Source organism: Pseudomonadota bacterium (assembly GCA_039815145.1).
GTDB lineage: Bacteria > Pseudomonadota > Gammaproteobacteria > Steroidobacterales > JBCBZW01 > JBCBZW01.
The window spans coordinates 21895-35334 of the sequence record JBCBZW010000008.1 but is presented as its reverse complement, the minus strand read 5'-3'; the positions used below and the strand labels follow the sequence as shown (position 1 = coordinate 35334).

Here is a 13440-nt window from a genome sequence, read left to right as displayed (position 1 = left end):
CGAATTCGGATACTCGATGCAACGCTGAGCGCCCTGCCGGCGCCCCACCACCACAGGGAACGCAACTCACGTGTACACGCACCTGCAACCCGAAGCCAAGGAACGTCCGCCGGTCACCTTGTCCACCCTGCGCGAGTTCAAGCGCAAGGGTGAGAAATTCACCTCACTGACCGCCTATGACGCCAGCTTTGCCGCGCGCGTGGATGGGGCGGGTGTCGACGTGGTCCTGGTCGGCGACAGCCTCGGCATGGTGGTGCAAGGGTACGACAGCACCGTGCCAGTGACCGTTGATGACATCATCTATCACTCGAAGGCCGTGGCCCGAGGCTTGCACCGTGCCTTCCTCATGGCTGACATGCCGTTTATGAGCTACACCTCGCCTGATGTGGCGCTCGAGAACGCGATCCGCCTAATGCAATTGGGCGGTGCGCAGATGGTGAAGCTCGAGGGCAACGCGCGGCAGCTGGAGGTGGTGGAGCACCTGGCGTCGCGCGACATCCCCGTCTGCGCCCACCTCGGGCTGCGACCCCAGTCGGTACACAAGATCGGAGGCTTTCGCGTGCAGGGCCGCGAGGACGATGCCGGCCAGGCGATGGTGGATGACGCGTTGGCACTGCAGAACGCGGGCGCCGACATCGTTTTGCTCGAATGTGTGCCGAGTCCACTGGGGGCGCGGATCACCCAGGCGCTGGAAGTGCCCGTCATCGGCATCGGCGCGGGCCCGGACGTCGATGGCCAGATCCTGGTCCTCTACGACATTCTGGACATCACGCCCGGCCGCAAGCCGCGCTTCACCCAGAACTTCATGGCCGGCGCGCCGAGTATTCCGGATGCGCTTGCGGCCTTCGTGGATGCCGTACGCTCGGGGCGCTACCCGGCCGAGGAGCACTGCTTCGAATGAGGGCTGATCGGTGTCGGGCGGCGGGGCGAGCAGATGCATGAGGTGAACACGGTGGCGGCCCTGCGTGAACGCGTAGGGACTTGGCGCGCCAAGGGCGAACGCATCGCCTTCGTCCCCACCATGGGCAACCTGCACGAGGGGCATATGACCCTGATCGATCGGGCGCGGGACAGCGCCGATCGTCTGGTGGCGAGCGTCTACGTCAATCCCCTGCAGTTCGGTGGTGGCGAGGACTTCGACGGCTACCCGCGCACCCTGGAAGCGGATCGCGCCATGCTCGCGGCGGCCTCCTGTGATCTTCTGTTCTTTCCGCGCGACGAGGAGATCTACCCCCTCGGTCAGTCCCTGGCGACGCGCATCGACCTCCCCGGCCTCACCGAAATGCTCTGCGGCGAGCACCGACCCGGACACTTCGTGGGCGTGGCGACGGTGGTCTGCAAGCTGCTGAACATGGTGCAACCCGATGTGGCCGTGTTCGGCGAGAAGGACTTGCAACAGCTGCGCATCATCGAGCGTCTCGTACGCGACCTGTACATCCCCACGCAGGTACTGCCCGCGCCGACGGCCCGTGAGGACGACGGCCTGGCGATGAGCTCGCGTAACCGCTATCTGACGCCCCAGGAACGTGCCTTGGCCCCCGTGCTCTACCGCACGCTCGAGGGCGTGCGCGAGGCATTGGTGCGGGGGGAGGGCGACGTCACCGCCCTGGAAGCACGCGCGGTGCAGGCGTTGCGCGACGCGGGCCTGCGCCCTGACTACGTGTCCGTGAGAAGGGCGGACGACCTGCAGCTCCCCGTGGCGGGCGACGGCGCACTTGCCGTGCTGGGCGCCGCGTGGCTCGGTCGAGCGCGCTTGATCGACAACCTTCAGGTGACCGTGAGCGACGGCTAGGCGAGGGGCCCTACTGGGCGACGCAATCCCGTCCGGCGAGCTTGGCTCGGTAGAGGGCGAAGTCCGCCTTGTTAATAAGCGACTTCAGTGTGTCGTCGGGGCCGTATTGGGCGACGCCGAGGGATACGGTGATGCGCGTACGGTCGGGGTGCATCAACGAGGCGCGGGAGATGCCGCGGCGAATCCGCTCCGCCGTGGTCAAGGCCGACTCCAGGCTCGTGTCCGGCAGCATGATCACGAACTCGTCGCCGCCGTAGCGCGCCACCATGTCGTTCGGTCGGATCTGGGTGCGCAGCACCGAGGCGACTTGGCATAAGGCGCGATCGCCAGCCAGGTGACCCAGGCGATCGTTGTAGGGCTTGAATTGATCGATGTCGAGCATGATCAGGCAGGTCGGCGAACCATCGCGGGCGCAGCGGGCGAGCTTGCGCGGGAACATCTCCTCCAGCCAGTGACGGTTGTTGAGTTCCGTGAGCGCGTCGGTCATGGCGTTGCGCTCGACCTCGCGCAGCATGCCCTCACCGTCGAGGATGATGCGGTTGCTGTTGCGCACGCGCTTGGCGAGCAAGGCCAACAGGTTGCGGGCGATCACGGGGGCTGAGTTGCACATGGCCCAAAGGGTCTCGTGGGGAATCTGCAGCACCGTCGACGGGCTGGCCGCCACCACGTAGGCCGAGGGGCGTTCCCCGTCGACGAAGGACATCTCCCCTACGCAGGCACCGGGAACGACGCTCTCCAAGGGCTCCTGCGCGTCGCGCTTCAGGCGCACGTGCAAGTTGCCGTCAATCAGCGCGAACAGGTGGTAGTTGTCGTCGTCAGGGCTGAGCAACACCTCGCCTGCCCCCAGGCGACGAACGGCGCAGGCGTCGAGGTAGCCTTCGATGACGCCGACGTCGATGCTGCGAAACAGCTGCAGTCCTTGCAGGCTCTCTCGCGTGGGGGTGACGGGCAGATCAGCAGTTGGCATCCGGGTTCCAACGAGTTTCCAACCGCGAAGTTAACCAGACTTGAGTGCCGGCTGATAGGGGCAAAAGCACGTGCGGTGCCGCAAGGCGCAGGGCGGGTGAGTGGGGCCGTGCAATGGGGTGGCGGCTTAACCGCGATTATGCTGGGCCAATGCCCACTGAGCGTGTTCGCCCGGCAAGGGGGAGAGTGTGGGCAGGCGCGCCTCCAGGCATTGCACCACCGCCGGGCTGGTGGGTGCGTTGCCGAGGGCGACCGCTAGGTTGCGAAGCCAGCGTTCGTAGCCGATGCGGCGTATGGGGCTGCCTTCGGTGCGGGAGAGGAACTGTGCTTCGGACCAGCCGAACAGCTCGATGAGCGTAGCCTCATCGAGGCGATGGCGCGGACTGAAGTCACCTTCCGACGTCAGCTTCGCGAACTTGTTCCAGGGGCAGAAGAGCTGACAGTCATCGCAGCCGTACACGCGGTTACCGATCAAGGGTCTTAGCGAAATAGGGATCGATCCAGCGAATTCTATCGTGAGGTAGGAGACGCATAGGCGGGCGTCGAGCTCGTAGGGGGCGACGATGGCGCCGGTCGGGCAGACGTCGATGCACGCGGTGCAGCTGCCGCAGTGGTTGGCGGGCGTCTCGGCGGCGGTGGGCGCCAGGGGCAGATCGGTGTAGATCTCCCCGAGGAAGAACCAGCTGCCCGCCTCCTTGTTCAGCACGTTGGTGTGCTTGCCGATCCAGCCCAGCCCCGCCTTTTGCGCCAGCGCCTTCTCGAGCACGGGAGCACTGTCGACGAACACGCGATACCCAAAATCGCCGACGCGTTCGTGCATGCGATCGGCGAGGGACTGCAGGCGCTTGCGCAGGACCTTGTGATAGTCCCGGCCCAGGGCGTAGCGGGACACGTAAGCCTGGGACGGTGAGCCGAGCACCTGCGCCGCGTCGGCTGCATGGTCGGGGAGGTAGTCCATGCGCACGGAGATCACCGAGCAGGTGCCGGGGATCAGCTCGTCGGGGCGGGAGCGGCGGCGGCCGTGGCGGGCCATCCAGGCCATCTCGCCGTGGCGCTCCAGGGCGATCCACCGCTCCAGGTGCGCTTCGTGCTCGCGTAGGTCGATGTCGGTGATGCCGAGCTGCTGGAAGCCCAACTCGCGGGACCACTCGTGTAGGTCGTTTTCGAGCGCGCGAAGCTCCATGCGCTTGGCATCCTAGGGTCGCTGGGTTCGGGTGGGCCCCACGGGGACCGTGACCCGGCCAGTATACTGGAGGCATGAACGCCGACAGGACATCGCTCGCGGGCGCCGAGGGGCTGTACCGTGCCGCGCAGGTGCGCGAACGAGACGCCGCCGCCATCCGAGCGGGCATCGAAGGCTACACGCTGATGTCTCGCGCGGCGGCGGCCGCCCCTCGACCGTCTGCGCGAACGCTGGTTGGAGGCCCGGCACCTGCTGGTGCTCTGCGGCGGCGGCAACAACGGAGGCGACGGCCTGGTGCTGGCCCGCCTCGCCGCCAGCGCCGGCCTGCGCCCGCGCGTGCTGTTGCTGGCGGAAGCGGACACGTTGTCGGGTGACGCGGCCCGCGCTTACGCGGATCTGGGCGATACCACGGTGCGCGTGGAGCGTTGGGCGGGCGATTCGTCCACGCTGGCGTTGGCGTCCGTCGACGTCGTGGTGGACGGGATGTTCGGTACTGGCTTGTCTAGACCTATCTCGGGTGAGTTGGCGAGCCTGATAGGTGCCGTCAACGCGAGCCGGCGACCGGTGCTGGCGCTGGACGGTCCGAGCGGCGTGTGTAGCGACTCAGGTGCCGTGCTAGGTGTGGCGATACGAGCTGCCCTCACGGTGACCTTCGTGGAGCGCAAGATCGGCCACTACCTCGGCCTCGCACCGGACTACGTCGGCGCGCTGCGGGTGGAGCGCCTCGGCATCGATGCGGTGTTGCCAGCGCCGGCTCCCGCGCCAGTGGCGCGCCTGTTGCCGCCGGCGCTGTTGGACGAGTTCGCCGCCACGCCTCGTCGCGTGGTCGCCCACAAGGGCAGCCACGGACACGTCCTGGTAATCGGCGGTGCGCCCGGCATGGCCGGCGCGGCGCGCCTGGCCGGCGAGGCGGCCCTCTACGCGGGGGCGGGCCTGGTCAGTGTGGCCACCGCACCGACCCATGCGAGCGCGCTCAACCTCGGGCGCCCGGAGCTCATGTGCCACGGCGTGGATGGCGTGTCCGAGCTAGCGCCCTTGCTCGCGAGGGCGACGGTCGTGGTCGCCGGACCAGGCCTCGGGCGTGACGCCTGGGGCCGCGCGCTGCTGGAGTCCGCCATCGCGAGTGACCTGCCCCTGCTGTTGGATGCCGATGCCCTGAACATGCTCGGCGAAGACCAGGGCCAGTTGCGCCAGCGTCTGTGTGAGCGTGCGGAGCAGCGGCCGCTCGTGCTGACCCCGCACCCCGCGGAGGCGGGACGACTGCTCGGGGATCGGGACGCGGCGGGCGTGCAGGCGGATCGCCTCGGCACCCACGCCGCCCTGGTGGAGCGCTTCGCGGGGGTGGTGGTGCTCAAGGGCGCAGGGTCCCTGGTGGGGGCGCCCGATTGGTTGCCACACCTCTGTGATCGCGGCAATCCGGGGATGGCGGTGGCTGGCATGGGAGACGTACTGAGCGGTGTGATCGGCGCGTTGATGGCACAAGGGCAGGGTGCAGGCGTGATGGTGAGCGCGAGCCTGGGTGTGCTCGCCCACGCCATGGCCGGCGACGTGGCGGTGGCGCGAATGGGCGGCCAGCGCGGCTTGCTGGCGGGCGATCTGGCGCCGCTCGTGCGTGAGTGCTTGAACGGCGGTGGTCGCGGCCTTGGATGAAGTCGGCTGGCAGCTTCGAGGAGAGGCCGCCACGCAGGCCCTCGGTGAGCGCTTGGCAGCGTTCGTCAGCGCCCAGCCGCCGGAGCAGCGCCTGCTGCTGACCTTGAGCGGCCCCCTCGGCGCAGGGAAGAGCGCCCTGGCAAGGGCCGTGCTGCGCGCGCTCGGGGTGCAGGGGACGGTACGCAGCCCCACCTACACGCTAGTCGAGCCCTATCATCTCGACGATGGACGGCAGTTTCGGCACCTCGATCTGTACCGCCTCGCTGATCCGGAAGAGCTTGAATTTATAGGGTATTTCGACGATTCTCAGGTGAGCCAGCTAACCGTTGTGGAGTGGGCTGAGCGGGTGCCGGCGGTGCTCGAGGCGGCCGATCTTCAGCTGCGGCTGGCGCACGGGGCGAGTGCGGATGAGCGACGGGCGGAAGCGCGGGCGTTCTCCACGGCCGGGAAAGCATGGCTGGCCGCCGTGGGGGGGCGCATCTAGGCCTCAACAAGTTTCTGAGATTGAGTGCTCATCTTGCTAATTTGCATGAGAAATTACTTGTCAGGGCTCCGTTCGCTGGGGTAGCCTGCGGGCTCGATCATCGACCGCTGCGCCCGATACTCATGTTGCCCTCTTCCCGCTCCCACATCGCTGGCCCCGGATGGCGCATTCTCGCGCTGCTCATGGCGCTCGCCGCGAACGCGGTGCAGGCGGCCGACGTGGACGTGCAGGGCGTGCGCCTGTGGGCCGGCCCTGAAAACACTCGCGTGGTGTTGGATCTGGACCGCGCCTCCACCCATCGCCTGTTTGTCCTGCACGGGCCCGAGCGCGTGGTCATCGACGTGCACGGCGGGCGCTGGTCCGGGCAACAGGCGACGCCACCCACCGGCGGGGTGGTCAGCGGTATTCGCCACGGCCAGCGACCTAATGGCGATCTTAGGATAGTGCTGGACGTCAACCAGTTGGTGCACCCCAACTCATTCTCCGTCGCCCCCAACGATGTCTACGGTCATCGCCTGGTGGTGGACCTGGGGCTACAGGCGCGCGGGGAGACGGTAGTCAAAGCGGCGCCCCGCCAGGGCGAGCGTGATCTGGTCATCGCCATCGACGCCGGTCACGGCGGGGAGGACCCCGGCGCATCCGGTCCTGGTGGCACGCGCGAGAAGGACGTGGTGCTAGGCATCGCGCGAGCGCTGGCCGCCTTGGTCGAACGCGAACCGGGCATGCGCCCGCTGCTGATCCGCGACGGTGACTACTTCGTGACCCTGCGCGGTCGCATGGAACGCGCACGCAAGGCGCGGGCCGATATCTTCGTGTCCATTCACGCGGACGCTTTTCGCGATGCGCGGGCGCGCGGGGCGACCGTCTACGCCTTGTCCGCTAGCGGCGCCAGCAGCGAAGCTGCGCGTTGGCTCGCCGAGCGCGAGAACGCCGCCGACTTGATCGGCGGGGTGGAGCTGAACGACAAGGACGACGTGTTGGCGTCGGTGCTCCTCGATCTGTCCCAGTCCGCCACCATCAGCGCCAGCCTGCAGGCCGGCAAGCATGTGATCGGTGAGCTCGACGGCGTCGTGCACGTGCGCAAGCGCACGGTGCAGCAGGGTGGCTTCATTGTATTGAAGTCGCCGGATATCCCATCCCTGCTGGTAGAGACCGCCTACATCTCCAACCCCAGCGAGGAGCGCACCCTGCGCGACCCGGCAGCCCAGCGTCGCCTGGCCGGGGCGATCCTGCGCGGTGTGCGGTCCTACTTCTACGAGCAGGCGATTCCCGGCACGCTGGTGGCGCGCCTCGCGGCCGAGGCGCCGGCCACGCCGCGTACCTACACCATCAGTCGCGGTGACACGCTGTCCGCCATCGCCTCGCGCTTCGACGTGACCGTGCCCCGCCTGCGGGCCGTGAACGACCTCGCCAGCGATCGCCTGCGCATCGGCCAGGTCTTGACCATCCCGGGCGGCAGCGGCGGTCAGTAGTAGGGTGCGGCGTCGGGGGGCGATTGCGCTACCCTACGCCCCATGCCCATTCGCCTACTCCCCGACCAACTCATCGATCAGATCGCTGCTGGCGAGGTGATCGAGCGGCCCGCGTCCGTCCTCAAGGAACTGCTGGAGAACGCCCTCGATGCGGGGGCGACTCGCGTCGAGGTCACCCTCGAGCGCGGTGGCATCGGTCGCTGCGCCGTGCGCGATGATGGCGCCGGCATTCCCGCCGACGAGATGCCGCTGGCGCTCTCCCGTCACGCCACCAGCAAGATCACCAGCCTGGACGACCTGGAGCGGGTGGCCACGATGGGCTTTCGCGGCGAGGCCCTGCCGTCGATCGCGTCCGTCAGCCGTACCATCCTGACGTCGTGCACGGGCGAGGGGCCGGCGCACGCGCTCGAGGCGAGCGTCGAGGGCAGCGAGGTAGCGCCCGCGGCGCACCCGAAGGGCACCACCGTCGATGTGCGTGATCTCTTCTACAACACACCGGCGCGGCGTCGCTTCCTGCGCACGGAGCGCACCGAATACGGCCACGCAGAGGCGCTCTTTCGGCGCGTCGCCCTGTCGCGCTTCGACGTGGCGTTCAGCCTGACCCACAACGGCAAGCGCGTGCTCGACCTGCCGCCCGCCCACGACCGCGAGCGGCAGGAAGCGCGCGTCGCCGCCCTGTGCGGCGAGGCCTTCCTCGAGCACGCCCTCTACGTGGAGCGGGAAGGGGAGTCGCTCACCTTGCGCGGCTGGATTGCGCAGCCGACCTTCAGTCGCAGTCAAGCGGACATGCAGTACTGCTACGTCAACGGTCGGATGGTGCGCGATAAGTTACTCAACCACGCTGTTCGCCATGGCTACCGCGACGTACTGTTTCACGGTCGCCACCCGGCCTACGTCCTGTTTCTGACCATGGACCCGGCCCGCGTCGACGTGAACGCGCACCCCGCGAAGTTCGAGGTGCGCTTCCGCGACAGCGGGGCGGTTCACGGATTCGTTGGGCGCACGATCGAGCACGTGCTCGCCCAGACCCACCCGGGCGGTGAAGGCGTGGCCGCTCCCGCGGCGCTCGCCGAGGGGGTGTCGAGCCACCCTGACGCTTCACCCGGGCTGGCGGCGGACGGTGCTCCACCTCAGTCCGCCATGCATCGCGGCGTGGGCACCCAGCAGCGAATGTCCCTGGCCGATACGCGGACGCGTCTGGAGGCCTGGTCATCGCTGTACGGTGCGCCGAAGGCGACTCGCGGCGGCGCGCCGACGATGGCGGTGGCCGAGGCGCCAGCGAACGCCGCAGCGCCCGGCGAGATGCCCCTCGGGCAAGCCCTGGCCCAGGTGCACGGGGTCTACCTGCTGGCCGAGAACGAGCACGGCCTGGTGGTGGTGGACATGCATGCGGCCCACGAGCGCATCGTCTACGAGCGGATGAAGCAGGCCTGGGAGGGAGGGCGTGTGACGGCCCAGCCGCTCCTGATGCCCGTGCGCCTGGCCGTCTCCAACCGTGAAGCCGACGCCGCGGAAGCCGTCGCCGAGGAACTCGCGCGTCTGGGGCTGGGGCTCACGCGCCAAGGGCCGCAGACCCTGCTGATTCGCGAAGTGCCGGCGCTACTCGCGAGTGCGGACGCCGAGCAACTGGTACGCGACGTGCTGGCCGACCTCAACGAGCACGGGGCGAGCAATCGAATCCAGCAGGCGGTGGACGAGTTGCTCGCGACGATGGCCTGCCACGGCAGCGTGCGCGCCAATCGACAGCTCACGCGTGATGAGATGAATCAGCTGCTACGGGATATGGAACGTACGGAGCGCGCCGACCAGTGCAATCACGGTCGTCCGACCTGGAGCCAGCTCTCCATGAGCGACCTCGATCGCTTGTTTCTGCGCGGTCGCTAGTGTCCTCGCGGCCCTGGCCCGCCCTGGTGCTCACCGGGCCGACCGCCTCGGGCAAGACGGACCTCGCCATCTACCTCGCCGAGCGCGGCCCCTTCGACGTGATCAGCGTCGATTCGGCGATGATCTACCGCGGCATGGACATCGGCACCGCCAAACCCGAGCCCGAGGTGCTGGCGCGGGTACCCCACGCCCTGGTGGATGTCTGCGATCCGGCGGAATCGTACTCCGCAGGCCGCTTCGTGGACGAAGCCCTGCAGGCGATGGAGCGCAGTCGACGCGGGGGGCGGGTGCCGCTGCTCACGGGGGGCACGGCCCTCTACCTGCGGGCCCTCGAGCGGGGCCTGGCGCCGCTGCCTGAGGCGGACGCCGAGGTACGGGCGGCGATCGACGCCCAGGCCCTCGCCGAGGGGTGGCCCGCTGTGCACCGGGAGTTGACGGATGTGGACCCGGCTGCCGCCGCCCGCATTCACCCCAACGATGCCCAGCGGATTCAGCGGGCGCTCGAGGTGTGGCGGCTGACGGGCACACCACTCAGCGACCTCCAGCAGGCCACGCAAGCGCCCTCGCAGGCCTATCGCTACCTGAAATACGCCGTCATGCCCGCTGAGCGGGCGACCCTGCACCGACGCATCGAGCAGCGCATGGCGCTGATGCTGGCGGCAGGATTGGTGGAGGAGGTGAGGGAACTATTCGCTCGCGGCGACCTCAATGACCGTATGCCCTCGATGCGCTCGGTGAACTATCGCCAGTACTGGCGCCACCTGAAGGGCGAACTCAGTGCCGCACAAGCCGAGGAGGCGGCCATCCACGCCACGCGCCAACTGGCGAAACGTCAACTCACGTGGCTGCGGGCAGATTCGGCTATTTGTTGGCTGGATAGCGACTCCCCGAGCCGCTACACTTCGGTGATGGAGAAGGTTGAAACGGCCCTGGAGGAGCACCAGGTCTGATCACTCGTGCCTTCTCACCCACCCTGGACTCACGCGGGGTGAGGCCACAAGCGACCGCGCGGGCGCCAGCACATTGGGCACACCCGCGGCATTCAAACAACAAATCCATGTGAAACCAAATCATGCCCAGAGGCCAGACCCTACAAGATCCGTTTCTCAACACCCTGCGGCGGGAAAACGTGCCCGTCTCGATCTATCTGGTAAACGGCATCAAGCTTCAAGGTCACATCGACTCCTTCGATCAATTCGTGGTGCTGCTGCGGAACACGGTCAACCAGATGGTGTACAAGCACGCCATCTCCACCGTCGTGCCCCAGCGCAACGTGCGCCTACCTAGCGCCGATGAGGCTGCTAAAGAGGGCGAGGAATAAGCTCCCATCAACAGTCTTCCTAAGCGCCCATCAGATCTCAGCGCCGGCTCTCCCTTGCCCGAGAATGGAGGCGATGGCACGGCGAAGCGGGATCCGATGAGCTTCGATGCCGCCCAGAAGCGACTCGAGGACGACGGCCGCAACACCGCTCTGGACCGCCCGGACGGCGGCGAGCGCGCGGTGTTGGTGCACGTTAGCTTCGGTGCCCCGCTAGCCGAGGACCAGGTGCAGGAGTTCGAGGAGCTGGCGGCCTCGGCCGGCGTCGACGTGGTCGGGGAACTGGCCGTGGGCCGTGCTGGGCCGGAGCCACGACACCTCATCGGCAGCGGCAAGGTGGACCAGCTGCGAGACCTGGTGAAGCATCACCATGCCGAGCTCGTGCTCGTCGACCACGCGCTCTCGCCAAGCCAGGAGCGCAACCTGGAGCGGACCTTGTCCTGCCGCGTGCTCGATCGCAGCGGGCTGATCCTCGATATCTTCGCCCAGCGTGCGCGCAGCCATGAGGGCAAGCTGCAGGTGGAACTGGCGCAGCTGCGCCACCTCTCCACCCGCCTCGTGCGTGGCTGGACCCACCTCGAACGGCAAAAGGGCGGCATCGGATTGCGCGGTCCTGGCGAAACACAGTTGGAGACCGATCGGCGCCTGCTCGGTGCGCGCATTCGCCAGTTGCGCAGCCGCCTGGAGAAGGTGCGCTCGCAGCGGGCCCAGGGGCGTTCCGCGCGCCAGCGAGCCGCGGTGCAGACCGTGTCGCTCGTCGGCTACACCAATGCCGGCAAGTCGACCCTGTTCAACGCGCTGACGAACGCCGATGCGTACGCACAGGATCAGCTGTTCGCCACCCTGGACCCGACGCTTCGGCGCCTGGCGCTACCGCACGCCGACGACGCGGTATTGGCCGACACGGTCGGTTTCATTCGCGATCTCCCGCACGAACTCGTCGCTGCCTTCCACGCGACCTTGCAGGAGACGCAGGAGGCATCGCTGCTGTTGCACGTGATCGATGCGAGCGACGAGCAGCACGCGGAGCGCGAAGCGCAGGTGAACGAGGTGCTCGACAGCATCGGGGCCGACGAGGTGCCGCGCTTGCTGGTGATGAACAAGATAGACCTGGCCGGCGCAGCGGTTCGTGTGGACCGGGACGACGCTGGGCGCATCTGGCGCATCTGGGTAAGTGCGGTCACAGGCGCAGGCCTGGATCTGTTGCGCGAGACGATCGCGCTGGCGTTGCGGCCGCCTTGGGTGGAAGCGCAGGTGATCCTGCCGTTTGCCCAGGCGCGACTTCGCGCGCAGCTGTTTGAACACGATGCGGTCATCGGCGAAGAGGTGACCGAGACGGGATGGCATCTTCGGATCAGCGTGGCCAAGCGCACGTTGGACAAGCTCTGCCACGACGAGGGCTGCGAAGTGGAATTGCTGCACGAGACGGCTGAGTCGCCCGGCTCGTCAGCGTTGGCGATGAACAAGGTCGAGGCACCGAGATCGGTGGCTCTGGCCGAAGCGACGAGGCAAGAGGTTAGCGAACATGGCGTGGAATGAGTCTGGGGGTAACAACAAGAACCCCTGGGACCGTGACGGCTCGGGCAATCAGGGACCCCCTGATCTGGATGCGCTGATCCGCAAGTACGGGCGTCGCCTAAGCGGCGCGCTCGGTGGCGGTGGTGGCGGTGGCGGCAACAGCGGCGGCGACGACATCGGCCGCATCGGGCTGTTGGTGATGGCGGTAATCGCTGTGCTCGTGTGGGGTATGTCCGGCTTCTACAAGGTGGACGAACCTGAGCGCGGCGTAGTGCTGCGCTTCGGTAAGTACCATCGCACGGCCCCGCCGGGGCTGCAGTGGCGCGTGCCTTGGCCGGTGGACGATGTGTTGCGCGTCAACGTGACCAACATCGAGCGTTTCTCCTACAACACACGCATGCTCACCGCGGACGAGAACATCGTGCAGCTGGACCTTGCCGTGCAGTACCGCCTGTCAGATCCCAAGGCCGTGCTGTTCAACGTACGTGATCCGGTGGAGACGCTGCAGGAGGTGTCCGAGAGCGCCATCCGCGAGATCGTCGGCGCCAACCAGCTCGACTACATCCTGCGCGAGGGGCGCGCCGAAGTGGCCACCCTTACCAAGGAGCTGATCCAGATCAGCCTGGACAACTACGGCACGGGCATCGAGGTGACCTCCGTCAACCTGCAGGACGCGAACTTCCCAACGGAAGTGCAGGCGGCGGTGCAGGACGCGATCAAGGCGCGAGAGGATAAGGACCGACTGGCGCTGGAAGCGGAGGCCTACCGCAACGATGTGGTGCCGCGTGCGCGCGGTGCTGCAGCTCGCCTGGTGGCTGAAGCCGAGGCCTACCGCCAGCGCGTCACCGCTGACGCCCAGGGTGATACCTCGCGCTTCCTGGCGTTGCTCGAGGAGTATCAGAAGGCGCCGGAGGTAACCCGCGAGCGTCTGTACCTGGAGACCATCGAGAATGTCTACGGCAACTCGAGCAAGGTGATCCTCGATTCGGACGATTCCGGGAACCTGCTCTACCTGCCCCTTGATCGGCTGCTTCAGCGCAGCGCGCGGCCCCTCGCGGATGAGGGTAGTAGCAACCTGCGTATGCCGTCCGTGGCCAGCACGCCACGTTCGGGTAGCGACAGCCCATCGTCGCGCCGCACGCGCGATACGCGCCGTCAGCGAGGTAATTGAGC

General features: G+C 67.6%; 12 protein-coding genes. 10 read left to right on the top strand and 2 right to left on the bottom strand.

What is annotated here, in order from left to right:
* Positions 1 to 70: 70 nt before the first annotated feature.
* Both panB and panC read left to right on the top strand, forming a co-directional pair.
* Positions 71 to 901 (top strand): 3-methyl-2-oxobutanoate hydroxymethyltransferase, encoded by an 831-nt coding sequence (panB, locus tag AAF184_04085; GenBank protein ID MEO0421490.1) that lies wholly within the window; start codon positions 71 to 73, stop codon positions 899 to 901.
* A 33-nt stretch (positions 902 to 934) separates the two neighbouring features.
* Entirely contained in the window at positions 935 to 1792 is an 858-nt protein-coding gene (gene panC, locus AAF184_04080) for a pantoate--beta-alanine ligase (GenBank protein MEO0421489.1), read from the top strand.
* Between the two features lie 10 nt (positions 1793 to 1802).
* On the opposite strand, the gene AAF184_04075 is transcribed toward panC, so the two are convergent.
* Positions 1803 to 2759 carry a GGDEF domain-containing protein gene (locus tag AAF184_04075; GenBank protein ID MEO0421488.1) on the bottom strand — a complete coding sequence of 319 codons (957 nt, stop codon included), beginning with the start codon at positions 2757 to 2759 and terminating at the stop codon, positions 1803 to 1805.
* Between the two features lie 126 nt (positions 2760 to 2885).
* Positions 2886 to 3941 carry a tRNA epoxyqueuosine(34) reductase QueG gene (queG, locus tag AAF184_04070; GenBank protein MEO0421487.1) on the bottom strand — a complete coding sequence of 352 codons (1056 nt, stop codon included), beginning with the start codon at positions 3939 to 3941 and terminating at the stop codon, positions 2886 to 2888.
* A 234-nt stretch (positions 3942 to 4175) separates the two neighbouring features.
* Between queG and AAF184_04065 the strand changes: the two genes are divergently transcribed.
* The 8 genes from AAF184_04065 (at position 4176) to hflK (ending at position 13438) form a co-directional block, all read left to right on the top strand.
* Positions 4176 to 5591, top strand: a complete 1416-nt coding sequence (locus tag AAF184_04065; protein ID MEO0421486.1) for an NAD(P)H-hydrate dehydratase — start codon at positions 4176 to 4178, stop codon at positions 5589 to 5591.
* Complete coding sequence (gene tsaE / locus AAF184_04060; GenBank protein ID MEO0421485.1) at positions 5584 to 6075, top strand: tRNA (adenosine(37)-N6)-threonylcarbamoyltransferase complex ATPase subunit type 1 TsaE; 492 nt, start codon at positions 5584 to 5586, stop codon at positions 6073 to 6075. The genes AAF184_04065 and tsaE overlap by 8 nt, the downstream gene beginning before the upstream one ends.
* 122 nt (positions 6076 to 6197) lie before the next feature.
* Positions 6198 to 7547 (top strand): N-acetylmuramoyl-L-alanine amidase, encoded by a 1350-nt coding sequence (locus AAF184_04055; protein MEO0421484.1) that lies wholly within the window; start codon positions 6198 to 6200, stop codon positions 7545 to 7547.
* 42 nt (positions 7548 to 7589) lie between these two features.
* Positions 7590 to 9431, top strand: coding sequence for a DNA mismatch repair endonuclease MutL (gene mutL, locus AAF184_04050; GenBank protein MEO0421483.1), 1842 nt, complete (start codon positions 7590 to 7592; stop codon positions 9429 to 9431).
* Complete coding sequence (gene miaA, locus AAF184_04045; protein ID MEO0421482.1) at positions 9431 to 10381, top strand: tRNA (adenosine(37)-N6)-dimethylallyltransferase MiaA; 951 nt, start codon at positions 9431 to 9433, stop codon at positions 10379 to 10381. The genes mutL and miaA overlap by 1 nt, the downstream gene beginning before the upstream one ends.
* 122 nt (positions 10382 to 10503) lie before the next feature.
* Positions 10504 to 10752, top strand: coding sequence for an RNA chaperone Hfq (gene hfq / locus AAF184_04040; protein MEO0421481.1), 249 nt, complete (start codon positions 10504 to 10506; stop codon positions 10750 to 10752).
* Positions 10753 to 10848: 96 nt separating this feature from the next.
* Positions 10849 to 12288 carry a ribosome rescue GTPase HflX gene (hflX, locus tag AAF184_04035; protein MEO0421480.1) on the top strand — a complete coding sequence of 480 codons (1440 nt, stop codon included), beginning with the start codon at positions 10849 to 10851 and terminating at the stop codon, positions 12286 to 12288.
* Positions 12275 to 13438 (top strand): FtsH protease activity modulator HflK, encoded by a 1164-nt coding sequence (gene hflK, locus AAF184_04030; GenBank protein MEO0421479.1) that lies wholly within the window; start codon positions 12275 to 12277, stop codon positions 13436 to 13438. The genes hflX and hflK overlap by 14 nt, the downstream gene beginning before the upstream one ends.
* The last annotated feature ends 2 nt before the right edge of the window (positions 13439 to 13440 follow it).